Consider the following 26,789-nt stretch of genomic DNA (forward strand, 5'->3'; position numbering starts at 1 on the left):
CCGTCAGGTGGTGGTAGATGAGGCGCAGGACTATTATCCACTGCATTTTTACATCCTCAAAAAGATGTTCTCATCCGCCCGCTACACCATCATGGGCGACTACAACCAAACCATCGAAAAGCAGGAAGGTCCGCAGTTTTACAAGGACACGGCAGCCATCTTTGCAAAGCGCAATTCCTGCCTGATTACCCTGAGTAAAGGCTTCCGCTGCTCCTACGAGATCAACGAATTTTCCCGCCGCTTCTTAAGCTGTGACGAAGGCATGGAGAGCTTTGACCGTCATGAGCAGCCGCCGCTGATCGAGCAGCTTGATAACAAGGATGCACTGGTTGCGCGGATTGTCGAACTGACCCGCAGCTATCTTGCAGAGGGTTACGAGTCGGTAGGACTGATCTGCAAGAGCCAGAAGCAAGCCAAAAAGCTGTATGCCCTGCTCAAGGATCAACTGCCGATTCATCTGGTGGACACCAACCGCAAGGAGATTTTCTCCGGCGTCATGCTGATGCCGGTCTACATGTCCAAAGGATTGGAGTTCGACGCCACCATCATCTGTGGTGCCGATGAGAAAAACTACCGCAATGAGTACGACCGTCAGCTTCTCTATGTTGCCTGCACCCGTGCGCTGCATCGTTTGGCGGTGTTGTACACCGGCGAGGCGAGCCGATTCCTGAAAGAGGGTAAATAAAATGTCAAACCGGAGATGGAAAAAATCCATCTCCGGTTTTTTTGTTTAAGGAATCTTCTATATTGTCAAAAAATTTCTACACCAGAAATATTGCAGATATTTAATGCCCATATAGAAAAAAGGCCGCCAAATGGCGGCCTTCGTACTCTCGTACGCCTACATCGAAAAGGGTCTGTGCCCCTATCGTTTTTATTTTGTATTATTAAAGTGTCACAGGGGCGTTGCCCCCGTACCCCTACAAACTTTTGTGTACAAAAGTTTGACAAAAAACTTTAGTTTTTGTTTTAGGTTCGTTTCATCAAAAACTAGTCGTTTTTCGCACTAAGCGCCCGTTTACCAATATCCCGACGGCTGAAGCAATCCTCAAAGTGAATTTCGTCCACATTTGCATACGCCTTATCCAGTGCCGCCTGCAGGCTCTCTGCCCGTGCAGTGACTCCCAGCACACGTCCACCGTTGTTGTAGTAAACGCCGTCGCTCAGCTTGGTGCCCGAATGATAGATGCTTACGCCTTCGCGCTGACCCTTCTCGTTCAATCCGCTGATCGGCAGTCCTTTTTTATACGACTTTGGATAGCCGCCGCTGGCAATGATGACGCAGGCAGCTTTCTCATCTGAGAAGTGAACCATCTCTTCGGTCAGTGTGCCGTTATAGACCGCTTCCATAATGTCGACCAGATCGCTGTCCAGCAGCTCCAGTACAACCTGTGTTTCAGGATCGCCGAAGCGGCTGTTATACTCGATGACGTACGGGCCCTTTGGTGTCAGCATCAGGCCGAAGTACAGACAGCCCTTGAATGGTCTGCCCAGCTTCTGCATTGCATCCACTGTTGGACGGAAAATCTTCTCCATGCACTCCTGTGCGACCGCTGGAGTGTAGAATGGGTTTGGTGCAACTGTTCCCATGCCTCCAGTGTTGAGACCCTTGTCGCCATCCAGAGCGCGTTTGTGGTCCATCGAGGAGACCATCGGAACCACTGTCTTGCCATCGACAAATGCCAGCACCGAAACCTCAGGGCCGGTCAGGAATTCTTCGACAACAACATGGTTGCCACTGGTGCCGAACACCTTTTCCTCCATGATCTCGTGCAGGCCCTCTTTGGCTTCCTCGTGGCTTGCGGCGATAATAACGCCTTTGCCCAGCGCCAGACCGTCTGCCTTGATGACTACCGGATACTCGTTCTTCTGCTCGATATAGGCAAGTGCTTTGGCTGGATCGTCGAATACCTCATAGGAGGCAGTCGGGATGCCAAATTCCTTCATCAGATTTTTGGAAAAGACCTTGCTTGCCTCGATCTGTGCAGCATCCTTTGTTGGACCAAAGGTCATGATGCCTTCCTTATTGAGCGCATCAACCATACCGGCTGCCAGCGGGTCATCAGGAGCAACGACGACCAGGTCAATAGCGTTTTCCTTGGAGAAACGAACGACGCCGTCGATGTCCATCGCTTTGATGTCCACACACTCTGCATCGGCGCTGATGCCGCCGTTACCAGGACAGCAGTAGATTTTTTCTGCCTTTGGGCTCTGTTTGAGCTTGCGGATAATGGCATGTTCACGGCCGCCGGAACCTACTACCAGAATTTTCATGGCAAATCTTCCTTTCCTGTCAGATCATTTTAAAAGAGGGGAAGGAACGCTTCCTTCCCCTGTGGTTGGTTTCGATTAGTGATGGAACAGACGGATGCCGGTGAAGGCCAGTACCATGTTGTACTTGTCGCAGGTTTCGATGACGTTGTCGTCACGAATCGAGCCGCCTGGTTCTGCAATGTACTGAACGCCGGAACGATGTGCACGTTCGATGTTGTCGCCGAATGGGAAGAACGCATCCGAGCCGAGAGATACACCGCTGAGGGTATCCAGCCATGCACGTTTTTCCTCTCTGGTCAGTGGTTCCGGTTTCTCGGTGAAGAAGTTCTCCCAAACGCCGTCTGCCAGAACATCCATGTAATCGTCAGAGATATAGACGTCGATGGTGTTGTCGCGGTCTGCTCTGTGGATATCCTTCTTAAATGGCAGGTTGAGCACCTTCTTGTGCTGACGCAGGTACCAGATGTCTGCCTTGTTGCCAGCCAGTCTGGTGCAGTGGATTCTGGACTGCTGACCAGCGCCGATACCGATTGCCTGACCGTCCTTGACGTAGCAAACCGAGTTGGACTGGGTGTATTTGAGGGCAATCAGCGAGATGAGCAGGTCGATCTTTGCGTTCTCCGGCAGATCCTTGTTCTGAGAAACGATGTTGTTAAACAGCTCTTTGTCGATCTTCAGATTGTTTCTGCCCTGTTCAAAGGTGATACCGAATACATCCTTGTGCTCGATTTCAGCTGGAACATAGTTTTCGTCGATCTGGATGATGTTGTAGCTGCCTTTGCGTTTTGCACGGAGGATTTCCAGTGCTCCCTCGGTATAGCCTGGAGCAATGATACCGTCGGAAACCTCACGTTTGATGATTCTTGCGCAGCTCTCGTCGCAGACGTCGGACAGTGCGATGAAGTCACCATAGGAGGACATTCTATCTGCACCTCTGGCTCTTGCATAAGCGCAGGCGATTGGAGAAAGCTCGCCGAGGTCGTCAACAAAGTAAATCTTCTTCATTGTGTCGTCCAGCGGCAGGCCAACTGCTGCACCGGCTGGAGAAACGTGTTTGAAGGAAGCTGCTGCCGGAAGTCCGGTTGCCTGCTTCAGCTCTTTGACCAGCTGCCAGCTGTTGAAAGCATCCAAAAAGTTGATATAACCAGGTTTACCGCTCAATACCTGAATCGGCAGTTCGCTGCCGTCCTTCATGAAGATGCGGGATGGCTTCTGGTTTGGGTTGCATCCATATTTGAGTGCCAGCTCATTTGCCATGAAAAATCAATCCTTTCTGCTATGTCCGGTTTTCTGCCCTTACTTGTTTTTATTGATAATGCGAGTTTCTGTTGCTCCGCTTTCTACGTCGATAAAGCGGGTGAACAGCGAAACTTTGTTTGCTTCGTTCAGGTTTTCCCAAACTTCCTTGGTGAATGCGTCGATGTCACCACGGATAACAACCGGTGTCGGCTCTCCTTCGTAGGAAGGGATCGGGTTGCCGTCGCATTTGTAGGTGTGGATGAAGTGACCCTCTCCTGCCTTTGGATCGCTGTACTCAAAGAAGTAGCGATGTGCGCTGGAAGGATCGCCGTTGTTGCTCTTGAGGATCGACAGCTTGTAGTCAAAGCCCTCGACCACACCGGAAATGCGAGGAGTGAAGTTTGGTGCATCCGGTTCAAAGGTGCGGGTGCGCAGTGCATCAGCAAAGGTCTTGCCTTCCTTGAGGAAGTCGTAGACGGTGTCGGTTTGATCGCCGTTGGTGACGATGGTCTTGCTGCCCAGTACGCGGACCGGCGCATAGATAATCAGGGACGGATCTTCCAGTTTTGCCGGATCGAATGCCTCGGTGCGGATTCCGCCGTCCTGCTCTACAAAGACGCGGTTGCGGCTATTTTCGCTGCGGCCCATGATAAAGTAGGCGATGACTGCCTTTTTGCCGTCCTCGCTTCTGCCCAGAACGATGCCACGTCCAGGATATGTATTGCTGCGCAGTTCTTCTGCAAGATTAACACAATTCATGCTGCTGATTCCTCCTCCAAAATGGTTAACAGTTGCCTTTTTCCTTCTGTATCTCGTCGCAGAGCATCGCTGTTGCCTGCGGCAGCAGCTCCCATTCTGCCTGCTCCATGACACGTCGCTGTAAAACTTCCGGTGTATCCCCTGGCAGAACATCCACTGCTTTTTGCAGAATGATGCTGCCGCCGTCGGTCACCTCGTTGACAAAGTGAACGGTAGCTCCGGTCACCTTGACGCCGTAGGCAAGTGCCGCCTCATGTACCTTCAGTCCGTAGAAGCCATTGCCGCAGAACGAAGGAATGAGCGACGGATGAACATTGATGATGCGGTTTGGATAAGCATCAATGACCTCTTTGCCAAGGATGCTCAAAAAGCCGGCCAGCACGACAAGCTCGATGCCATGCGCGTGCAGTTCTTCGACGATTTTGTGGTCATAAGCTTCCGCGCTGCCGCAGTCCTTTTTGCGGACAACTGCTGTTTCGATGCCTGCCTGTTTTGCACGTTCCAGTGCATACGCATCTGCACGGGAGCTGAGCACCAGGTTGATCTGTCCGCAGCCGAGCTTGCCGTCCCGCTGACGGTCGATCAGCGCCTGAAGGTTTGTACCGCCTCCCGACACCAACACTGCAATCTTGACCATTTCTACCGCTCCTTTTCCTGTAAAAATGAAAAGCAGACGCTGCGTCGCAATGGGTGCCGCGTCTGCTTTTGTCCAGATAGGTCCAATCAGACTAGAGAATCTCGATATTCTTTTCTCCGGCCTGAACTTCGCCGATGACATAAGCGTCCTCGCCCGCCTGATGCAGCACTTCCAGTGCTTTATCTGCTTGATCGCGGGAAACGATGGCGATCATGCCGACACCCATATTGAAGGTGTTGAACATGTCACGCTCTGGAATCTCGCCGACGCGCTGAATCTCCTCGAAGATTGGCAGCACGCGAACTTTGCTGCGGTCGATGACCGCTTTGGTTCTGGAGTTGAGCGCACGCGGAATATTTTCATAGAAACCGCCGCCGGTGACATGGACGATCGATTTTACCTTGACTTCGTCAATGAGCTTGAGCATTGGTTTGACGTACAGTCTGGTTGGGGTCAGCAGGGTCTGACCAAGGGTAGAACCATTAAATTCCTTGAAGATGTTGCGTGGAGTGTTGTCCAGGTCAAATACCTTTCTGACAAGCGAGAAACCGTTGGAATGTACGCCGGAGGATGGAAGTGCGATCAGCACATCACCGACCTCAACATTCTCTGGATCGATCATCTTGTCCTTGTCTACAACACCTACGCTGAAGCCGGCTACATCGTACTCGTCGATTGGATAGAAGCCTGGCATCTCAGCAGTTTCGCCGCCAACCAGCGCACAGCCGGTCTCGACACAGCCATCAGCGACACCTTTGACGATGTCCGCTACCTTTTCAGGAATGTTCTTGCCCAGTGCAATATAATCAAGGAAGATCAGTGGTTTTGCACCGCAGCAGATGATATCGTTGACACACATTGCAACGCAGTCGATGCCGACGGTATCATGCTTATCCAGCAGAAACGCGATCTTCAGCTTGGTGCCAACGCCGTCTGTACCGGAAACCAGAACCGGTTTGGTGATACCGGTCAGGTCCAGCTCAAAAGCGCCGCCGAAGCCGCCGATTCCGGTCATCATGCCTGCTGTCATGGTTCTTGCAACGTGTGCCTTCATCAATTCAACTGCTTTGTATCCGGCTGTTACGTCAACGCCGGCTGCCTTGTAGCTTTCGCTGAAACTTTCGCTCATATCGTAAAAATCCTTTCCTGTTAATCCACTCTGCCCTTATTTTTTATTGCAGAGCTTCTGAGAAAATTTGTCACATGGTTTTTCTTCCGGAACATCGATTGGATATTTTCCGGTGAAGCAGCCCATACAGAACTCGCATCCTGTGGTGGTCTGTGCGATCTGTGCACAGTGTTCAATGCTCAGGTAACCCAGAGTATCAACATCGAGTGTACGACGGATTTCTTCCTGAGACATACGGCAGGCAATCAGCTTGTCCTTGCTGTCGATGTCGGTACCGAAGTAGCATGGGTTGATGAACGGAGGGGAAGAAATACGGAGATGTACTTCTGTTGCTCCGGCATCACGCAGCATCTTGGTGATCTGGATGCTGGTGGTTCCTCTTACGATGGAGTCATCGACCAGAACAACACGTTTGCCTTTTACTGCTGCTTCCAGAACATTGAGCTTGATGTGAACTGCACGTTCTCTTTCCTTCTGTGTCGGCAGAATGAAGGTACGTCCGATATAACGGTTTTTGATAAAACCGATTCCGTATGGAATACCGGATTCCTCAGCATAGCCGAGCGCTGCATCCAGACCGGAGTCTGGAGAACCGATAACGATATCAGCCTCTACCGGATGTTCCTGTGCAAGGAATGCACCTGCACGTTTTCTTGCCATGTGTACGCTTTCGCCTTCGATGACCGAGTCAGGACGAGCGGTGTATACATATTCAAATACACACAGACCGCTCTTCTGTCCACAGTGGCTTTCCAGGCTGCGAACGCCGCTTCTGTCAACAACAATGATCTCGCCTGGACGAACATCTCTTACGAATTTTGCACCGATGCTGTCGAATGCACAGCTTTCCGAAGCAAAAACAATTTCGCCGCCCATCTTACCCATTGCAAGCGGTCTGATACCCTGTGGATCTCTGACTGCCATCAGTTTCTGTGGAGACATTACAACCATCGAGTAAGCACCTTTGAGCTTATCCATCGCTTTTTCGATTGCTTCCTCAATCGAGTTTGTGTGCAGACGCTCATTGATGATTACATGGGAGATGACCTCTGCATCCGAATTGGAGTGGAAGATAGCGCCTTTGAGCTCCAGCTCTTCTTTCAGTTCCGGAGCATTTACCAGCGCGCCGTTAAAAGCCAGTGCCATGCTGCCTTTGATATGGCGGACAACCAGTGGCTGTGCATCTGCACGTTCTGGATTGGTTGCGCCGTACAGCACATGACCAACTGCCATTCTGCCGCTGCCCAAATCGCTGAGCACCTGCTTGTTAAAGGTATCCGGCACCAGACCAAGGTCGCGATAGGATCTGATTACTCCATCATCATTGACGGCAATACCGCAGCTCTGCTGTCCTCTGTGCTGCAAAGCGTACAGTGCCATATAGGTATCCCCTACAACGCTTGGACTGCTTTCCGGCGAATAAATGCCGAAAACGCCGCATTCCTCATGAATCTGATCAAACATCAAAAAGTCCCCTTTCCAATCGGATCATAATATGAAAACAACAGCCTGTCCCGGTGACAAACCGGTTTTCAATCCTCGGTTTTTATTACACAACTGTTATCGGAAGGAGTCCCTTCCGATAACAGTTTTTGGCAAAAGAACGGGAATTATTCTCCCAGCAGTCTCTTGAGGATTTCATGATAACCCTCATCAACATTGTCCATATCTCTTCTGAAACGGTCTTTGTCCAGTTTCTCATGGGTGGTTGCATCCCAGAAACGGCAGGTGTCAGGAGAGATCTCGTCAGCCAGAACGATGGTGCCATCGGAAAGTTTACCGAACTCGAGTTTAAAGTCTACCAGGTCAACGTTAACCTCTTTGAAGTACTGTTTGAGGATCTCGTTGATCTTGAATGCATAGCTTGCAATCTGATCCAGCTCTTCTCTGGTGCACAGCTCCATTGCCAGTGCATGATAGTCGTTGATCAGTGGATCGCCCAGTTCATCGTTTTTGTAGCTGTATTCCAAAACGGTTACAGGCAGTACTTTGCCTTCTTCAATGCCCAGACGTTTGGACATGGAACCTGCTGCGATGTTGCGGATGATAACTTCCAGTGGAACGATTTTTACTTTTTTAACAACGGTTTCGCGGTCAGACAGCTGCTCTACAAAGTGGGTAGGAATGCCTTTGGTTTCGAGCATCTTCATCAGATGATTGGTAACACGGTTGTTGATTGCACCTTTGCCCAGGATGGTACCTTTTTTCAGGCCGTTAAAAGCTGTTGCATCGTCTTTGTAGTCAACGATAAACAGTTCTGGGTCCTCTGTTGTATAAACCTTCTTTGCCTTTCCTTCATAGAGCATTTCACACTTTTTCATGTCTATTACCTCCATTGCTTCTATTGCCTTTTTCGGCTTCTATCTAATAAATATTATTAGCAACTGTATTTGATTGGACTAGCAGCCCAGCTCCTGCTGAAGCTTTGCATCCTTTGCCATGACCGATTCTTCCATGGTTTTCTTCATCTGGTCGAGCTGTGCAGCCAGATTGTCGTCAGAAAGTGCCAGCATCTGTACAGCCAGAATTGCTGCATTTTCTGCACCGTTGATTGCAACGGTTGCTACCGGAATGCCGGATGGCATCTGTACGGTGGCAAGCAGTGCATCCAGACCGTCCAGAGTGGAAGATTTGATCGGAATACCGATGACTGGCAGAGTGGTGTGTGCAGCCAGTACGCCGCCCAGGTGAGCTGCTTTTCCAGCTGCTGCAATGATGACGCCAAAGCCGTTTGCCTTTGCCTCAGATGCAAATTTGCTTGCCTGTGCCGGTGTACGGTGTGCGCTCATCACATGAGCCTCTACCTCAATGCCAAAGGATTTGAGCTTATCAATCGCTGGTTTTACGGTTGGAAGATCGCTGTCGCTTCCCATGATAACAGCAACCTTTTTTGCAGTAACGTTTGCCATGGTCGTTCTCCTCCTATTCTTGTTTGGCTGCATCCGAAAATGCTGCCAATAAAAAAACGCTGCGACACTCCTGCCACAGCATACACTTTACCTGTATTCTACTTTTGCCTGCAAAAATCCTGCACCTGTCTTGAAAAAAGCGCGGAAAAAGCCCTGTTGCTCTGCTGCCGACAGCTGGCTACACTTATTCCAGTTGCAATGCTGCCAACGAAAAATTGCACAGATTTCCACAGCTTCTTCCTCCATTCTGCCAAAACACGGCGTTGGATTTTACCTCGATTTGATATTACTATTTTATCTGAATCGCGTCTAAATTGCAAGCGTCCCGCAACAGCCCCCGCAAAAATCGTACAGGTATTTTAATTTTCCTGCCATTTTGCACGGATATTTGTTCATATTATCTATGATTCTGTCGAATCCTTCTGTGTTTTCTCCGCTTTTTGTTATTTTATTATCAAATTATGTCGATGACAGAGCAAAAGCCCTGTTTTTTGAAAAACAGGGCTTTTGTAAAAGAAACCATGATTATTGCTGTGGCTCTTCCGGTGCCTGGTCGGTGACGACCTCTTTGATGGATGCAGCCAATCCGGCGATAGATTGCATCTGGCTTGGGATAATCAGCTTGGTTGCCTTGCCGTCTGCCACCTTAGCAAGAGCCTCGAAGCTCTTGAGGGTGAGGACTTTATCGGTCGGAGCAGCTTCATTGAGCATCCGCAAGCTGTCTGCGTATGCCTGCTGAACCTTCAGGATTGCATTTGCTTCACCGTCAGCCTCACGGATCTTCTGTTCACGAACTGCATCTGCACGCAGGATAGCAGATTCTTTTTCTGCCTGTGCTTTCAGGATCGCAGCTTCCTTCTCACCTTCTGCAATCAGGATCTGGCTGCGCTTCTGACCTTCTGCGCGGAGGATCGACTCACGGCGCTGACGTTCTGCCTTCATCTGTTTTTCCATCGCATCCTGAATCTCTGCCGGAGGCAGGATGTTCTTCAGCTCGACACGGTTGACCTTGATGCCCCATTTATCGGTGGCAGTGTCGAGGGTCGTGGTGATCTTGGTGTTGATAACATCACGGGAGGTCAGGGTGTGGTCCAGCTCCAGCTCACCGATGATGTTACGCAGAGTGGTGGCGGTCAGATTTTCGATTGCGGAAATCGGACGCTCCACGCCGTAGGTGAACAGTTTGGCATCAGTAATCTGATAGAACACAACGCTGTCGATCTGCATGGTAACGTTATCGCGGGTAATTACCGGCTGCGGTTTAAAATCAACAACCTGTTCCTTGAGCGAAACACGTTTGGCGATGTGGTCGATGAATGGGACCTTGAAGTGCAGGCCGGTCTCCCAGGTCTGCTGGTAGGCGCCCAGACGTTCAACGACAAATACCATCGACTGAGGAACAATCTTGATGTTAGAAACTAAAAGAATCAGTACAACCAAGACTAACAGAGCAATAATAATCCATAGCATAAAATAAACCACCTTTCAAATCACATGCTGTCTGTGAAAATGTTTCCCAGGAAAAGCGAGAAAACATCTTACTGTTTTTGTACATACAGCGTTACGCCTTCGATGCGGATGATGGTGACATCCTCTCCGGCAGCAAAGCTGTCGCCTTTGTTCTGTGCAGCAGCGGCCCAGTCCTGTCCATCCACCTGCACCCTTCCCTTCTGGTCGGGAGTGATTGGCTGCAGTACTTTGGCTGTCTGCCCGATGATTCGGTCAGCATTGGTCTTTTCCTTTGGAGCAGACTGCAGCTTTTTGACCATCGGACGGCTCAGCACCAGGGCAATCAGGGAAACAATGACAAATACAAGAATTTGTACTGTTGTTGAAAGATCAAACAACGAAACAATCAGTGCCACTGCTGCGCCCAGTGCAAACCATACTGCCACCAGCTGATAGGTGGCGACTTCCACCACAATCAGCAAGATAACCAGGATCAGCCAGATGATCGGTGCAAAAGACATCATAGAATCACGCATCCTTTCTCAGCTTCCATTGTAGTATAGGAACAACGTTTTTCGCTATTCCATCGATGAAATATCTTGTCGTTCTCTATGGACTAATCATACCATAAAATACTTCCGCACACAATATCCGCCAATTATCAAAAAACATCTTTTAAAGGCACTGGCAGTCATTTTTTGATGCCTGGCATTCTCCGCTCGCTCCCGATTGCTCCCGTTTTCTCCTGCGCACGCTGTCATACAGTTTTTTCCCATTGATCTTTGAAAGATGGTTCTATTCCCAGTCAAATTCCTTTTTTACCTTTGCTCCCACAAAGTGCAGCGCACTCAGCGCGAGGATCTCGGTCGGGTCGACAACCCCCTCGGTACAGCCGATTTTCTGGAATGCCAACGGCAGCTCGGTGCAGCCGAGCACCAGCTGCTGGGCGCCGCTCTCGCGCAGCTGGTGAATGATGTCCCACAGCGGCAGCTCATCCAGCGCAAAGTTGCCCGCCTTGACATAGTCGTACACCAGCGACATTAGCACCTTCTGGTGCTCCCTGGAGGGGTAGATCGTCTGAATGCCCGCCTTCTGAAAGGCCCGTTCAAAGATGCCGCTGTCGCGGGTTCCGTCGGTCGCCAGCACGGCGGCACGCTCTACCCCTTTTCGCTGAAGATAGAGTGCCGTCTGGTCGATCATATTGAGGAAGGGGATCTCCACAAACTTCACCACTTCGTCATAGAAATAGTGCGCGGTGTTGCAGGACATCACCAGCACCTCAGCGCCCATCCCCTGCAGGCGCAGCGCACTCTTCACCATCTCCGGCACCGGGTCGGCACCGTTGTGCAGAATCGCTTCGGTGCGGTCGGGGATATTGGTATTGCTGTCCACGCACAGGCGGACGTGCTGCTGGTCGGTATCTGCATCGGTAAAATGGATCATTTTTGTCATCAGGTCACAGGTGGCAAGCGGTCCCATGCCTCCAATAATTCCAATCACTCGGTTCATCATGTTGCCTCCTTTTGATTTTGACTTTAGTATAGATTTGTTTTATAATAAAATCAAATATTTATATATTTATAAAAATCATAAATTTTCATTTATGGATGGTGATCGGATGTTTCGAAACATGGAATATGTCTATGAAGTGTACAAGGAAAAGAGTTTCACCCGCGCTGCCAAAAATCTGTATGTCACCCAGCCCTGCCTGAGCGCCCTGGTCAAAAAGACGGAACAGAAATTGGGGTTCCCCATCTTTAACCGCAACACCTCGCCTTTACAGCTGACCGAGTGCGGAGCGGAGTATATCCGCTACATTGAGCGGATGATGGCGCTGGAAAACGAGTTTGAAAACTATCTCAACGACGTGCGCGGCCTGAAAACCGGTCATCTCTCGATCGGTTCGAACAACGCCTTTTCTGCGCTGGTCCTGCCACAGATCATCAGCGAGTTTAACCGCCTCTATCCCGGGGTGGATGTCAAGCTCAGCGAAGGGAACATCTCCTATCTGGAGGAAAAGCTGTTCAAGGGCGACCTGGATCTGGTGCTGGATAACCATCCGATGGACGAGAGCATCTACCTGCGGGAACTGTTCTGTTCCGAGCAGCTGCTGCTGGCCGTCCCCGCCAGCGATCCGGTCTGCGCCAGACACCCGCTCTGTGCGCTCACCCATGAAGATATCCTAAAAGGAAAGCACACCTGCATACAGACACCGGCCATCTCTATGGACAGCTTTTGCAGCCACACCTTTATTGCGCTGCGCCACGGCAATGACACCCGCATCCAGCTGGACTTTCTCTGTGAGGAGGCGGGCTTCTCTCCCAAAATCCAGCTGGAGGTCGACCAGCTTACCACCGCCTACAACATTGTCTGCAACAACATCGGCATCACACTGGTCAGTGACACACTGGTCACCCGCACTCCCCCGGTATCCAATCTGGTCTACTTCAAGATTGATTCAAATCATACCCGCCGCTTTGCCTATTTCTATTACAAAAACGCCTCCTATGTCACGCTGGCTATGCGCGAATTTATCAAACTTGGCATCGAAAATATCCAGCACAATACAAAAGAGGACAGTACCCATTAGGTACTGTCCTCTTTTGTATTGTATAAAATAGAATTTTACTTAGCCGAACGATCCTGATAGTGGGTGTGCAGCAACTCATGAGCCAGATGGCTGTTTGGCTCCTTGAGGAACTCGCTGTACAGTGTCTGAATATCCGGATTCTTGTGAGACTGACGAAGTGGCAGGCTCTTATCGACCTTGTACAGGCCATCCATACGGTGTTCACGGATAGCAGCAGTTGTTCTGAATGGCTGACCGCCGCCGCCTACACAGCCGCCTGGGCAGCACATAACCTCGATAAAGTGGTAATCTGCTTCTCCTGCGCGGATCTTATCCATCAGAACACGTGCGTTCTTCAGGCCGTTTGTGATTGCAACCTTGACTGGCATACCATCCAGATCCAGTGTTGCTTCCTTGATGCCCTCATGGCCACGGCAGGCTGTAAAGTCGAGGCTCTGTGGCTCTTTGCCGGTAACAACCTCATAAACGGTACGGATTGCAGCTTCCATACCACCGCCGGAGGTACCGAAGATCGCACCTGCGCCGGAGCCAAGGCCCAGCGGATGGTCGAATTCTTCCTCTGGCAGGAAGTTGAAGTCCAGTCCAGCCATACGGATCATCTTCGCAAGCTCACGGGTGGTCAGAACGACGTCGACATCCTGATAACCGGAAGAATTCATCTCCGGACGCTGGCACTCATATTTCTTTGCGATACAAGGCATGATCGAAACAACAAACATCTTGTCGCGCGGAATGCCCATCTTATCAGCATAGTAGGTCTTTGCGATTGCACCAAACATCTGCTGTGGAGATTTACAGGAGGAAACGTGAGGCAGCAGATCTGGGTAGGTCTTTTCTACAAAGTTGATCCAACCAGGGCTGCAGGAGGTAATCATTGGCAGAGTGCCGCCGTTTTTAATGCGGTCGATCAGCTCATAGCCTTCCTCCATGATGGTCAGGTCAGCGGAGAAGTCGGTATCGAACACCTTATCAAATCCCAGTCTGCGCAGAGCAGCAACCATCTTGCCGGTGGCGATAGCGCCTCTTGCCATGCCAAACTCTTCGCCGATGGCAACACGAACTGCAGGAGCGGTCTGAACAACGACAAATTTATCTTTGTTGTCCAGTGCATCCCAGACGCGCTGTGTGTCGTCCTTTTCATAGAGAGCACCTACTGGACAAACTGCTACACACTGTCCACAGTAGACGCATGGGGATTCGCTCAGCGGTTTTTCAAATGCAGTGGTGATCTTGAAATCGGTGGAACGTCCACTGTAACCGATCGCATTGGTAGTCTGGATTGCCTGACAAGCTTCTACGCAACGTCCGCAGCGAACACACTTGGTCATATCGCGAACCAGAGAAGGATTGCTCATCTCTTTTGGAACTGGTTTCCAAACTGGATCAAAGATGTTGCCGCGGATATTGTACTCTGCAGCCAGGGTTTGCAATTCGCACTTGCCGTTTCTTTCACAGTGCAGACAATCCTGCGGATGGTTTGCCAGCAGCAGCTCCAGGACGGTCTTGCGGGCTTTGCGGACCTTTGGAGAGTTGGTGGTGATATCGCCTGCTTCGTCAACCAGGTTGTTGCAGGCAGTCTTTAATCTTCTGCTGTGGCTGTCCTCAACCAGACATACGCGGCAGAATGCGCGGACACCCAGGTCAGGATGGTGACACAGGGATGGAATCTTGATGCCGATTTTTCTTGCGGCTTCCATGATAGTGGTACCGGATGGCACGGTTACCGGAATACCGTCAATCTTAATTGTAACCATCTTATTTGGATCAATATGCATACTGGTCACCATACTTTCTGCTATTTAAACAAACCGGACAAATGCCGTTGATGTGTGCCTCAAATTCTTCTCTTCTGTGCAGCAGGCAGGAATCCAGTGCAGTGCATGCAGACTGGCCCAGGCCGCAGGAAGAAGCTGTCGACATGGTAAAGGACAGACGCTCCAGGCGCTCAAAATCCTTTTCAGTCGCAAGACCTGTTGCAAATTTGTGCAGAATCATGTACATCTGACGGTTACCTTCACGGCATGGAACACATTTGCCGCAGCTTTCGTGAATGAAGAATTCCGAAACCTTTTTCAGGTAATCAATCATGCAGATGGTATCATCCAGAACAACGACTGCACCCGAACCGATGCTCAGACCAACCTTCTTCAGGGAGGTGTGATCGTAACGGGTATCCAGCTGCTCAGGGAAACCGATTGGACCGGACTGGCCGCCCAGATGATAGCACTTGAGTTCCTTGCCGTCTGGAATGCCGCCGCCGAATTCAGGATCAAAGATAATATCTCTCAGGGTGACACCGCCGATTGGAATTTCAAAGGTGCCTCTGCGTTTTACATTACCGGACAGACAGATCAGTTTGGTACCGCCCGAATCCTCAACGCCCAGCTCCTGGAAGGCCTTGCCGCCCATATTGACAATCTGCGGCACGCTTGCAAAGGACTCTACGTTGTTGACCAGTGTTGGTTTGGAGTACAGACCAACCTCTGCCAGATGCGGTGGTTTTACACGCGGACGGCCGGTCTTTGCCTCGATGGAGTTGAGCAGGCCGGAGTTTTCGCCGCAGATATAAGCACCTGCACCGGATACGATATGTACATGGAAGCTGAAGTTGGAGCCCATGATGTTATCGCCAAGATAGTTTGCTTTGACGGCATTGTCGATTGCCGCCTGGAAGAGTTTCTGAATCTCACGGTATTCGCCGCGGATATAGATATAGCCATCGTGCGAGTTAAATACATAACCGGCAATCGCCATACCTTCGATGATGCTCAGTGGATCTTTTTCCAGCAGGACCATGTCTTTGAAGGTTCCAGGCTCGCCCTCGTCGGCGTTGCAGACGATATATTTGGGATCGCCCTCGATCTCATACAGCTGTTTCCATTTTTTGCCCGCCGGATAGGAGGCACCGCCGCGTCCCAGCAGTTTGGCGTCGATGACCTCGTTGATGATCTGCATCGGGTCCATATTCATCGCTTTTTTCAAAGCGGAAAAACCGTCGTGTGCAATATAGTCCGCCACAGAGTCCGGACGGATCTTGCCGCAGCGCGCGGTCAAAAGCTGAATTGTTTTTGCCATAATCTGACATCCTTTCCTCGGAGCCCGGGATTACTGGGCGTTTTCTCTGAGTTCTTTGAGAATCTTTCTGATTCTCTCCTCATTCAGGTTTCCATACACCTTGTCGCCGATTTTGATAACCGGACCGATGTTGCACGCACCAACACAGGGCATATACTGCAGGCTGAACATTCCATCCGGTGTTGTTTCACCAAAGTTGATGCCAAGCTCTTTACGCAGGAATTTTGCCATCACATGGGACTTGGAGATATAGCATGGGGCGTTGTTGCACACCTCGATGATGTATCTTCCCCTTGGTTTGGTTTCCAGCATCGCATAGAAGGTCAGGATGTCATAAAGCTGCACCAGCGGGATGTCCAGTTTCTCTGCAACCACCCTTGCACTGGCTTCATTGATATAATTTCTTCTGCACTCCCTCTGGATCTCAATAAGAATCGAAAGAAGATGTTCTTTATCTCCTCCGCATTCCTCGATGATCTCCAGAACTCGTTCTCTGCTCAGAGTTTCTGTTGCCATCCAAAAATTCCTCCCCCAAACTTTTTTTCAGCGTGCGAAACGGTGACTTGTTGTTTGTTTTGTTATATTTGTTTCTTATATACATTCCGCGCGCCTGTTGTTGTTTTTTAGAACAATCTTTTTCATATAAAAGATGATAGTCCTATCCTACTTCCGATAGACTTCATCTATATATGAAAATTATATTGGGTCTGCACCCTTCCGTCAAGCGTTAAATTTATGACAAATTCCTGTTTTAAGCATTTTCTGTTTTTTATCGACAAACATTTGTCCCTGATATAAAGTTTTCATTTCCTAAAGCGCGCAAAATACTGTATAAATTGCATAATTATTTTCAATATTAGAAGCGTTTTTGTGCACCACTTCGTCCTTGCCAGACAAAAATACCGCCTAAAAATCCACGTCAAAACATTTCTTTATTTTTCGTATAAAATCCTGAATATAGCTACAAAAAACTACCATTTCCTTCAAAAGTTATTTGGCCTTCAGGTACAGTCATTTTCCTTTTTTTCGTTCTATTCTATCTTCTCATAAAAAACAATCCTTCTTTTTGGTTGGACACTTCGTCATCAAAAAGAAGGATTTGTTCATTCATTTATTCTGCTGTTTTCATCGGGTTCGGAGTGTTCACCATCAGAATTTTTGTGATTTTTGAGGTCTGATTTTTCCAGTTGTGGCGAACTGCGGAGCTAAAGTGAATGCTGTCTCCAGGATAGAGGGTATAGTGTTTTCCCTCCAGTTCCAAAGTCAGAATTCCTTCCAATACATAGATAAATTCTTCTCCCTCGTGCTTATATGGTTCCGGCTCGCTTTCCGGCTCCTCTCCAAACGGAAGCAGATAGAACAGACGCGGGAACAATTCGCTCTGCTCCACGTTTTTGCTCAGGGTGTACTGGATAATCTCCGGTGTGATCTGGGTCATTGGCATATCATAGCCATGTGTAACCGGATCACTTCCCGCACGAGTATCACTTTCGAAGAAGTCGGACAACTCAATGCCGAGTACCTTTGCAACATTTGCCAGCGAATCAATCGCGATGGTGGTCATTCCGCGTTCCAGCTGGGACAAAAAGCCGATGGAAAGTCCCGTCTGTTCCGAGAGCATTTTCAGCGTATATTTTTTATCCTTTCTGTATTTTTTGATCTTGGTTCCAATATCAATGTTTTTGGTCATTGTCTCTCCTCCAACCTTAAATATCCTTTATTTTAATATAATATCTTTTTACTTAAATTACAATCACTATTTTTCAATATATTAAAAAAGCAGACAATATTATCCTTTTTAATTAATTATCTTCCTTATTCATTGTACATTATTACCAGTCTATTTCCTTCTTTTCACCGCTTCTTTCTGATTTCTTTTTCATAAAAATGAACATGTGCAATCATACCTTCCATACAGCAAATAAAAAAGTCGGTCTTAAAGACCGGCTTTTTTATTTGTCCTTATTCTGTTGCCTGGTTATGTGCGTCAGCGATCGCATTCATTTCCTCAGTGGTATAACCATTTGCATTGGTTTCCCAGTTTTTGATCTTGGAGTTGACGCCGCCGTACATTGCGTTCATGGTGCTGTACAGGTTATACTTGGTCAGACACCAGCCAACGCTGTAGTTGCATGGGATTACCAGTGCATGCTCCAGCAGATATGCTTCTGCTTTTGCGTATGCCTGATAACGGGCATCCATATCATCGGTGATTGCATCTGCTGCTTCTACCAGCGAGGTGTATTCTTTATAGGTAGCAAGCAGTTCTTTATTTGCTTCTGTTTCTTCGGTGACATTGTTGATGCAGGAGTATTTGCTGGAATAGTACGCATTGTCGTTTCCGTAAGTTTCCTGGCCCAGATAGTTCTGTGGGTCACCGTAGTCAGCGCCCCAGCCATTGATCATAATGGAATGCAGCTGTGGTTCTATAACTTCATTGGTAGAGCTGGAAGGCAACATCGTTGGATTCCACCATTTTGATTGTAACAGTATCGAACAGCTTGCAGTCGGTATCCCAGTACAATGGATTCTTGGTGAAAATCTTCTCATTGCCCTGAATGTAGGAGGTCATGATATAACAGCCGTTGTACCACATTGTTTCATTGTCCATTGCCTTGAAACCATCGACTCCCAATTCATCTATCAAAGCCTGTGGCGCCGGATAGAGGCAGGAATAGGTCGCTACGGTATCAAAATATGGCTTTGGAGATACGCAGGTATAAACAAGCGTCAAATCATCCGGAGTTTCCAAGGAAACCATTTCTCTAAACTTGGAGCCCTCCTCTGCAGTTAACGCATAAGCTTCTTCTTTGGAGAGTGTCTTGGTATATTCATAATATTCCGATGCACCCTTGATCATTTCAATCGGCATGGAGGTGTTGACCGAGTCATTTTTATGGAAGTTCAATACCCATTCCAGACCGGTTGCAAAGTCCTGAGAGGTACAATCTGCTGTTGCATTTCCGTTTACGTCTACCCATTTAACGCCTTCGCGGAGGTGGAATGTCCAGATCAATCCGCCATCGTCTGTTCCCCAATCTTCAGCAATACATGGAGCCAGCTTGCCGTAAGAATCAACTTCCAGCAGGCCATCTACCGGTTGGTCAGGTTTTCTCCGTCCTCTGCTCTCTGGCTGTAGAGCACATTGAAGGTTTCAAGCTCCCTGGTTGCAAGCTTCGAAATAACCAGGTCTTTGATTTCATTTTCTGAGGATTCTTCTGTGCTTTCTTCTGTTCCAGCATCTGCACTGCTGTCGTCGACAGTTTCAGAGGATGTTGTACCAGAGCAGCCACTGAGCAACAAGGAACCAACTAAAAGTGCTGCCAGCAACCTCGACATTGTTTTTTTCATACTTTGTTTCCTCCTTCAGTTCTGAATTATGATAAAACAGATGCCGGCTTTGATCCCGTTTGGGATTGGGCAAATGTTTTAAATTAAGTTGCTTTTGCCCCTGTTTTTTATTTAATTGTAATAAAAAATATTTATTCAGTCAATAATATTTATAAAATTCGTCACTTTCCAACTTCTCCGCAATTAGTTTGTATGCAAATTATTCAAAAGCGTACCGTAATAATACATGAAAATTTTTCCACTAAAATGATACCAGAACAATACTTCATTTCTAGAAGTAGTAAAAACAGAGAATAGGAACATCAGATGATTATCTCGGAAGACATAAAAAAAGACAGGAGCTGCATGATGCAGCTCCTGTCTTTTTGAGAGAATTTGACAGAAAATGGTTAACTCAATTACTGATTCTGAGCATGTTCTTCTGCGATTGCCTGAATTTCTTCGGTGGTGTAACCGTTGACGTTGGTATCCCAGTTCTTCATCTTGTCGTTCTGGCAACCATACATTGCGTTCATCTTGCTGTATGGATCGATCTTGGTCAAGCACCAGGAAACGTTGTAGTACATTGGCATTGCCAGTACATTATCAATCAGGTAAGCTTCTGCTTTTGCAAATGCTGCAAGACGGGCATCCTGATCGTCAGAAATTGCGTTAGCAGCTTCCATCAGAGCGGTGTACTCTCTGTAAGCATCGAACAGAGCTTTGTTGTCTTCTGTCTCGGTCATATTGTTGATGTTGGAGTAGTCTGCAGAGTATAAAGCGTTGTCATAGCCGTATGCTTCCTGAACCAGGTAGTTCTGTGGATCACCGAAGTCTGCGCCCCAACCGTTGATGGTGATGGACTGCAGGTGTGGTGTGTAAACTTCCTTAGTAGCGCTGGATACGTAGGTCTTGATGTTCAGTTTGACATAGTCATCGCCAAGGCTATCAGAGAAGCACTGTGCCAGTACGTTTGCGCTATCCAGAGAGGTCTGGTTAGATGCAGAGATGTAGTAATCTACTTCGACTGGGAAGGTAACACCTGCCGCGGTCAGCTCTTCAATCGCCTGCTGTTTGTATTCTTCTGCTTTTGTTGCATCCAGACGGGTCATTGTCTCGCCATTTTCTTCCGGCAGACCAAGTTCCTGGCGAACCAGCTCGGTGTAATCGGTACCGTCGGTGGTGTAGATCAGGCCCTTCATGCAGTAGTATTCGTTTTCACAGCTCATTGGGTTGATTGGGTTGGTTCTCTTGTAGTACTCGGTGAGGTCAAGGCCATAGTACCAGGATTTACGGAATGCAAGGTTAGCAATCGCTGTGTTCCAGTTGGTATCTGGTGTGCCATCTTCTTTGTTCTTATCAAAGTTGATGTGCATCTGATAAGAATATTTCTGAGCTGGCAGCTCTACCAGGTAATCATAGTATTCATGATCGGTGTTGTTATGGATGGTAGTCAGGTTGCTTTCGGTCAGGTCGACGTAGTCAATTTCGCCGGACTGATACAGCTGGTAAGCAACATCGTTGGACTCTACCATCTTGATGGTTACAGTATCAAAGCGGGTGCATTCGGTATCCCAGTAGCTTTCGTTCTTGGTGAATACCTTTTCGTTGCCCTGGATGTAAGAGGTCATCAGGTAGCAGCCGTTGTACCAATATGTTTCGTTGTCCATTGCTTTGACGCCATCTACGCCCAGCTCATCAACCATACCCTGTGCCATTGGGTACATACCAGCCCAGGTTGCAAAGGTGTCGAAGTATGGTTTCTGTCCGTTACAGGTATAAACGATGGTATTTGCATCAGGAGTTTTGATGCCAACCATTTCCTGGAACTTGGAGTTATCATCTGCAGTCAGTGCGTATGCTTCTTCCTTGGACAGGCTCTTGGTGTACTCATAGTATTCCTCTGCGCCCTCGATCATTTCGATTGGCTGGGAAGTATGAGAAGATTCATTCTTGTGGTAGTTCAGTACCCACTCCATACCGGTTGCAAAGTCGTAGGAGGTGACATCAGCTTTTTCGTTGCCGTTGACATCTACCCATTTAACGCCTTCACGAATATGGAAGGTCCAGGTATGACCGTCATCCTCTGTTCCCCACTCATCTGCGATTGCTGGAACAACGCGTCCGTAGGTATCAACTTCCAGCAGGGCGTCGATCATATTGGTCAGGTTTTCAAAATCGCTGAAGCTCTGGCTGTACAGAATATTGAAGGTTTCCAACTCTCTGGTAGCCAGTTTTGCAATGACAGGGTCGGAAATTGCATTTTCCGAAGAAGCACTGGTTTCGCCGGATTCTTCTGTGGTTGTCTCCTGAGACGATCCTTCTTCCGAAGTGCTGCCGCTTGTGGAACCAGAGCATCCGCTGAGAGTCAGGACGCCTGCCAACATAAGCGCAAGCAGCTTAGACATCTGTTTTTTCATATCTGTTCCTCCTTCAAACTTTTCATTTCTCTCCTAACAAGAAAAACAAAATTTATAGCAAAATCTATCTTTATTGATTTTCAGACAGATTTACCATTACCATTTTACGTATAAAATTAAGAAACGATGCATTGTATAACGTTTACTTTAATTTTCTATATCATAGCAAAAAGCACTTTTAATGTCAATAATCACCAGAAATTTTGTATTATTCTTTCTAATTTCAGCTGTTTTTTCTTGTTATATTGCTGATTTGTGTCTTATTTATGCCTAAACTTTTTCAAGAAAATTCTATTTTCATACATCATGTTACATACTTTTTCGCTTTATTTTGTTAAACTTTAGCTTTGTTTTCTATTTAACAGGCAGCATATACTTTACTTTTCTACCTTTTTATTCGATTTCTGCACATAAAAAAAGCCGACCCGAAGGTCGGCTTTTTTTATCAGAGATTCTGTTGTTGCTTACGGTTTACTGGAAAGACTCAGTGTAAGCTGTGATCTTTTCAGTTACGCCTTTTTCTTCAGAGGTGTAGCCGTCAGCATTGGTAGCCCAGTTCTTCATCTTGTCGTTGACAGAACCGAACATAGCCATGATCTTGCTGTCGTTGTCGATCTTGGTCAGAGACCAGCCGACAGAGTAGTTCATAGGCATTACCAGAACATGCTCGAGCATATAAGCCTCAGCTTTCGCATATGCCGCATAACGTGCATCCAGATCGTCAGTGATAGCGTCAGCAGCAGCTACCATTTCGCTGTACTCTTTGTATGTAGCCAGCAGATCTTTGTTCCACTCTGTTTCTTCAGTTAAATCATTGATATAAGAGTAGTTAGCAGAGTAGTAAGCGTTGTCGTTGCCGTAAACTTCCTGGCCCAGGTAGTTCTGTGGGTCACCGTAGTCAGCGCCCCAGCCATTGAGTGCGAAGGAGTGCAGATGTGGTGCAAATACTTCCTGACGGCTGCTCTTGATGTAGGTGTTGATGCTCAGAGTAACGAAGTCGTCACCCAGGCTGTCGGAGAAGCACTGTGCAAGAACGGTTGCGGAGTCCAGACCGGTCTGGCTGCCGCCCATGATCCAGTGGTCAGCTTCAACTGGGAAGGTAACGCCCTGAGCGCTCAGTTCTTCCATAGCCTGCTGTTTGTACTGTTCAAATTTTTCAGCGTCAAGTCTGATTGGGGTTTCGCCATTTTCAGCTGGCAGGCCCAGTTCCTGTCTTACCAGTTCAACATAGTCAGTACCATCGCTGGTGTAGCACAGACCCTTCATGGTGTAGAAGTTGTTTTCACAAGCCATTGGGTCGATTGCGTTGGTTCTCTTCCAGTAGTTGGTCAGGTCAAGGCCGTAGTACCAAGCTTTACGGAATGCTTCGTTAGCGATAGCTTTGTTCCAGTTTTCGTCAGCGGTACCGTCGTCATTCATCTTATTGTAGTTGAAGTGGAACTGATAAGAGAATTTGGAAGGAGTTGCTGGAACCAGATAATCATAGAATTTGTGGTTAGGATCTTTTGCGATGGTGGTCAGGTTTGCTTCGGATGGAGCGATAGCATCGATCTCGCCGGATTCAAACAACTGATAACCAACGTCGGTAGATTCGATCATCTTAAAGGTTACAGTGTTGAAGAGCTTGCACTCGGTATCCCAGTAAAGTGGGTTCTTGGTGAAGATCTTTTCGTTACCCTGCAGGTAAGAAGTCATGGTGTAGCAGCCATTGTACCACATATTTTCGTTGTTCATAGCTTTGAAGCCGTCAACGCCCAGTTCGTCGATCAGGGTCTGTGGTGCTGGATACAGACATACATAAGCGCCCAGAGAATCGAAGTATGGTTTCTGAGTGATGCAGTGGTAAACTACAGTGTAGTCATCTGGAGTTTCCAGGCCAACCATCTCGCGGAATTTGGAGCCTTCAGCAGCGTTGAGCGCGTAAGCTTCTTCCTTGGTCAGGCTCTTTGTGTACTCATAGTACTCCTTAGCGCCTTTGATCATTTCCAGAGGCATGGAGGTGTTGTTGGAATCGTTCTTGTGGAAGTTCAGCACCCACTCCAGACCAGTTGCAAAGTCCTGAGCGTTACAATCTGCCATCTCTTCGCCGTTCATATTGACCCATTTAACGCCTTCACGGATATTGAAGGTCCAGGTCAGACCTCCGTCTTCGGTACCCCACTTCTCAGCGATTGCTGGAACCAGTTTACCTTCATGGTCAGCTTCCAGCAGACCATCAACCAGGTTGGTCAGGTTTTCAAAGTCCTCTGCTCTCTGGCTGTACAGCCAGTTGAAAGTTTCGAGCTCACGGCTTGAAATAATACCGAGAACCGGATCAGTGATTTCATTTGCACTTGCTTCTCCAGAAGCGTCGCCGCCCTCATTGCCAGAGCCACTATTGGTGCCGCCGCAGCCGGTCAGAACCAGAACAGCAGTCAGAGCCAATGCGAGCAGTTTCGATACTGTCTTTTTCATAAACTTCCTCCTTGCTACTTGTTGTTACGCACAATCAAGTATCTTTCTGCCTTATTATTTTTTTAGAATGTATCGCCAGGCAGATGAAAAAGCCACACATTCTTCATTGCATTTACTAGAATACCATAGTGTTTATACTTTGTCAATATAATATATAGTCTTTTTTTACAAAAATTTGCCTGATTGGCCTGTCTTTTTGTATTATAGACACAATTTTCATTTTCACATGCTTTTCATCTCGATTATTTTAGCCCAAAAATAAAAACCGGTCAAAAAGACCGGTTTTTATTTACTAACATAAAATTATTTATTTTGCGTCATGCTCTGCCGCAATCGCTGCCATTTCCTCAGCGGTGTAACCATTGACGTTGGTCTCCCAGTTCTTCATTTTTTCGTTCTGGATACCGAACATCGCTTTCATCTTGCTGTATGGATTGATCTTGGTCAGACACCAGCCGACGTTGTAGTAGTTTGGAATTGTCAGTGCATGCTGAATCATGTAAGCCTCTGCCTCGGCATAAGCCTGATAACGAGCATCCAGGTCATCACAGATCTGGTTTGCAGCATCTACCATCGAGCTGAACTCTTTGTAGGTATCGAGCAGCGCCTTGTTGTTTTCATCCTCTACCAGATCATTGACGTTGGAAAGTTTTCTGGTGTAGTATGCGCTGTCGTTGCCGTAAGTTTCCTGACCGACGTAGTTCTGCGGATCACCGTAGTCTGCGTTCCAGCCGGAAATGTTGATCGACTGCAGTTTTGGCTCATAGACTTCCTTGCTTGCGCTGGAAACGTAGGTCTTGATGTTGAGTGTTACAAAGTCATCGCCCAGGCTGTCGGAGAATACCTGTTTGAGAACGGTTGCACTGTCGAGTGCAGTCTGGTTGGAAGCTGCAATATAGTAGTCAACTTCAACCGGGAAGGTAACGCCTGCTGCGGTCAATTCTTCGATTGCCTGCTGTTTGTACTGTTCTGCCTTCTCAGCATCCAGTCTGACTGGGGTCTCGCCGTTTTCTTCCGGCAGACCAAGCTCTGCTCTTACCAGCTCGGTGTAGTCTGTTCCATCCGAAGTATAGAGCAGACCAGGCATCGAATAGAAGTTATTTTCACAGCTCATCGGGTTGACTGCATTGGTTCTGCTGAAGTATGGAGTCAGATCCAGGCCATAGTACCATGCAAGGCGGAATGCCTCGTTTGCAACAGCGGTATTCCAGTTGGTATCGACCGAGCCGTCCTCGGTTCTCTTATCATAGTTAAAGTGGAACTGATAAGAACGGAAGTCGTTTGGCCATTCGATCATCTGATCGTGGTAATCGTTGTTTTCGTCGCCGCTGATGGTCTTGACGTTGCTTTCGGTCAGGGAAACGTAGTCAACCTCACCGGTCTGATACAGCTGGAAGGCAACATCGTTGGATTCTACCATCTTGATGCTAACGGTATTGAACAGTTTTGCATCGGTATCCCAGTACAGCGGGTTCTTGGTGAATACTTTTTCGTTGCCCTGGATATAGGAGGTCATGGTGTAGCAGCCGTTGTACCACATATTGGTGTTATCCATCGAACGGATACCGTCAACGCCCAGCTCATCAACCAAGCCCTGTGCCATTGGATAGAGGCAGGCATACGCTGCAACGGTATCAAAATATGGTTTCGCTTCGGTGCAGTGATAAATCAGAGTGTAATCGTCCGGCGTTTCCAGACCTACCATTTCACGGAATTTAGAACCCTCTCCGGCGGTCAGCGCATTCGCTTCCTCGGCAGACAGGCTCTTGGTATATTCATAGTACTCGGAAGCGCCCTCAATCATTTCCATTGGCATCGAAGTATTTGCCGAGTCATTTTTATGGTAGTTGAGTACCCACTCAAGACCGGTTGCAAAATCCTGCGCGTTGCAATCAGCCATCTCTTCCCCGTTCATATTGACCCATTTCACGCCTTCACGGATATGGAAGGTCCAGGTCAGTCCACCATCTTCGGTGCCCCATTCCTCAGCAATAGCAGGCGCAAGCGAGCCATAACTGTCTACCTCCAACAGACCGTCGACCAGGTTGGTCAGGTACTGGAAATCCGCCGATGTTTCTGAATTGAGCAGGTTAAAAGTTGCCAGCTCGGAAGTTGCCAGCTTTGGAATAACCAGGTCGGTAATCTCATCTGCGCTGCTTTCTTCTTCGGCTTCTTCTGTCTCAGCAGAAGCATTCTCCTGTTTGTCGGTGGAGTTGCTTTCGCTTTCTGTCGTTGTGCCTGTACCGCCGCAGCCGCTCAGCACAAGAGCTGCTGTCAAAGCAAGCGCAAGCATTCTGGACAATGATTTCTTCATTACGAATCCTCCTTCGAACTATGTTCAGTTCTGTGCATCCATCTTTCATAATGGACGTTCACACACAGTGAATGATTTTCGCCCGTAATATGTGCGGCAATCACTTTACTCGCTTATGATAACAGAACATAATCCACCTGTCAAGAACAGAAGTTTATATTTTAGCACACTAAACAATTTTATTTTATATATACAATTAAATTGCACAAT

Annotated in this window: 23 protein-coding genes; 2 read left to right on the forward strand and 21 right to left on the reverse strand. The window is 48.0% G+C overall.

What is annotated here, in order from left to right; all coding sequences use genetic code 11:
* Positions 1–685, forward strand: a 685-nt coding sequence (locus Q0L39_RS02840) for a 3'-5' exonuclease (protein WP_296626822.1), incomplete at its 5' end; no start/stop codon positions are given.
* Between the two features lie 305 nt (positions 686–990).
* Here the strand turns inward: Q0L39_RS02840 and purD are convergent.
* From purD to Q0L39_RS02895, 11 genes are all read right to left on the reverse strand, one after another.
* Entirely contained in the window at positions 991–2,274 is a 1,284-nt protein-coding gene (gene purD, locus Q0L39_RS02845) for a phosphoribosylamine--glycine ligase (RefSeq protein ID WP_296626823.1), read from the reverse strand.
* A gap of 75 nt (positions 2,275–2,349) precedes the next feature.
* On the reverse strand, positions 2,350–3,531 hold the full coding sequence (locus Q0L39_RS02850) for a phosphoribosylaminoimidazolecarboxamide formyltransferase (RefSeq protein ID WP_296626824.1): 1,182 nt from the start codon (positions 3,529–3,531) through the stop codon (positions 2,350–2,352).
* 39 nt (positions 3,532–3,570) lie between these two features.
* Positions 3,571–4,272: an IMP cyclohydrolase gene (locus tag Q0L39_RS02855; RefSeq protein ID WP_296626825.1), complete on the reverse strand. Its 702-nt coding sequence runs from the start codon at positions 4,270–4,272 to the stop codon at positions 3,571–3,573.
* A 25-nt stretch (positions 4,273–4,297) separates the two neighbouring features.
* Complete coding sequence (gene purN / locus Q0L39_RS02860; RefSeq protein WP_296626826.1) at positions 4,298–4,909, reverse strand: phosphoribosylglycinamide formyltransferase; 612 nt, start codon at positions 4,907–4,909, stop codon at positions 4,298–4,300.
* A gap of 91 nt (positions 4,910–5,000) precedes the next feature.
* Positions 5,001–6,038, reverse strand: coding sequence for a phosphoribosylformylglycinamidine cyclo-ligase (purM, locus tag Q0L39_RS02865; protein WP_296626827.1), 1,038 nt, complete (start codon positions 6,036–6,038; stop codon positions 5,001–5,003).
* A 36-nt stretch (positions 6,039–6,074) separates the two neighbouring features.
* Entirely contained in the window at positions 6,075–7,502 is a 1,428-nt protein-coding gene (purF, locus tag Q0L39_RS02870; protein ID WP_296626828.1) for an amidophosphoribosyltransferase, read from the reverse strand.
* 146 nt (positions 7,503–7,648) lie between these two features.
* Complete coding sequence (purC, locus tag Q0L39_RS02875; protein WP_296626829.1) at positions 7,649–8,359, reverse strand: phosphoribosylaminoimidazolesuccinocarboxamide synthase; 711 nt, start codon at positions 8,357–8,359, stop codon at positions 7,649–7,651.
* A gap of 78 nt (positions 8,360–8,437) precedes the next feature.
* Positions 8,438–8,947, reverse strand: coding sequence for a 5-(carboxyamino)imidazole ribonucleotide mutase (gene purE, locus Q0L39_RS02880; RefSeq protein WP_296626830.1), 510 nt, complete (start codon positions 8,945–8,947; stop codon positions 8,438–8,440).
* Between the two features lie 525 nt (positions 8,948–9,472).
* Positions 9,473–10,417, reverse strand: a complete 945-nt coding sequence (locus Q0L39_RS02885; RefSeq protein ID WP_296626831.1) for an SPFH domain-containing protein — start codon at positions 10,415–10,417, stop codon at positions 9,473–9,475.
* Positions 10,418–10,485: 68 nt separating this feature from the next.
* Complete coding sequence (locus Q0L39_RS02890; protein WP_296626832.1) at positions 10,486–10,920, reverse strand: NfeD family protein; 435 nt, start codon at positions 10,918–10,920, stop codon at positions 10,486–10,488.
* A 271-nt stretch (positions 10,921–11,191) separates the two neighbouring features.
* Positions 11,192–11,905 (reverse strand): amino acid racemase, encoded by a 714-nt coding sequence (locus Q0L39_RS02895; protein ID WP_296626833.1) that lies wholly within the window; start codon positions 11,903–11,905, stop codon positions 11,192–11,194.
* 109 nt (positions 11,906–12,014) lie between these two features.
* On the opposite strand from Q0L39_RS02895, the gene Q0L39_RS02900 reads away from it, so the two are divergent.
* Positions 12,015–12,986, forward strand: a complete 972-nt coding sequence (locus Q0L39_RS02900) for a LysR family transcriptional regulator (protein WP_296626834.1) — start codon at positions 12,015–12,017, stop codon at positions 12,984–12,986.
* A gap of 35 nt (positions 12,987–13,021) precedes the next feature.
* On the opposite strand, the gene Q0L39_RS02905 is transcribed toward Q0L39_RS02900, so the two are convergent.
* From Q0L39_RS02905 to Q0L39_RS02950, 10 genes are all read right to left on the reverse strand, one after another.
* Positions 13,022–14,761 carry an NADH-dependent [FeFe] hydrogenase, group A6 gene (locus tag Q0L39_RS02905; RefSeq protein ID WP_296626860.1) on the reverse strand — a complete coding sequence of 580 codons (1,740 nt, stop codon included), beginning with the start codon at positions 14,759–14,761 and terminating at the stop codon, positions 13,022–13,024.
* Positions 14,751–16,061, reverse strand: coding sequence for an NADH-ubiquinone oxidoreductase-F iron-sulfur binding region domain-containing protein (locus tag Q0L39_RS02910; protein ID WP_296626835.1), 1,311 nt, complete (start codon positions 16,059–16,061; stop codon positions 14,751–14,753). The genes Q0L39_RS02905 and Q0L39_RS02910 overlap by 11 nt, the downstream gene beginning before the upstream one ends.
* 30 nt (positions 16,062–16,091) lie before the next feature.
* Positions 16,092–16,577, reverse strand: coding sequence for an NAD(P)H-dependent oxidoreductase subunit E (locus Q0L39_RS02915; RefSeq protein ID WP_296626836.1), 486 nt, complete (start codon positions 16,575–16,577; stop codon positions 16,092–16,094).
* 595 nt (positions 16,578–17,172) lie between these two features.
* Entirely contained in the window at positions 17,173–17,751 is a 579-nt protein-coding gene (locus Q0L39_RS02920) for a cupin domain-containing protein (RefSeq protein WP_296626837.1), read from the reverse strand.
* A 272-nt stretch (positions 17,752–18,023) separates the two neighbouring features.
* Positions 18,024–18,521: a hypothetical protein gene (locus Q0L39_RS02925; RefSeq protein WP_296626838.1), complete on the reverse strand. Its 498-nt coding sequence runs from the start codon at positions 18,519–18,521 to the stop codon at positions 18,024–18,026.
* Entirely contained in the window at positions 18,496–19,077 is a 582-nt protein-coding gene (locus Q0L39_RS02930; RefSeq protein WP_296626839.1) for an ABC transporter substrate-binding protein, read from the reverse strand. Before Q0L39_RS02930 ends, Q0L39_RS02925 begins: the two co-directional genes overlap by 26 nt.
* 77 nt (positions 19,078–19,154) lie before the next feature.
* Positions 19,155–19,412, reverse strand: a complete 258-nt coding sequence (locus Q0L39_RS02935; protein ID WP_296626840.1) for a hypothetical protein — start codon at positions 19,410–19,412, stop codon at positions 19,155–19,157.
* A 398-nt stretch (positions 19,413–19,810) separates the two neighbouring features.
* Positions 19,811–21,811: an ABC transporter substrate-binding protein gene (locus Q0L39_RS02940; protein ID WP_296626841.1), complete on the reverse strand. Its 2,001-nt coding sequence runs from the start codon at positions 21,809–21,811 to the stop codon at positions 19,811–19,813.
* Between the two features lie 471 nt (positions 21,812–22,282).
* Positions 22,283–24,265 (reverse strand): ABC transporter substrate-binding protein, encoded by a 1,983-nt coding sequence (locus Q0L39_RS02945; protein WP_296626842.1) that lies wholly within the window; start codon positions 24,263–24,265, stop codon positions 22,283–22,285.
* 307 nt (positions 24,266–24,572) lie between these two features.
* Complete coding sequence (locus Q0L39_RS02950) at positions 24,573–26,579, reverse strand: ABC transporter substrate-binding protein (protein ID WP_296626843.1); 2,007 nt, start codon at positions 26,577–26,579, stop codon at positions 24,573–24,575.
* Positions 26,580–26,789 lie beyond the last annotated feature (210 nt).

It is taken from the genome of uncultured Negativibacillus sp. (assembly GCF_944388365.1).
Classification (GTDB): domain Bacteria; phylum Bacillota; class Clostridia; order Oscillospirales; family Ruminococcaceae; genus Negativibacillus.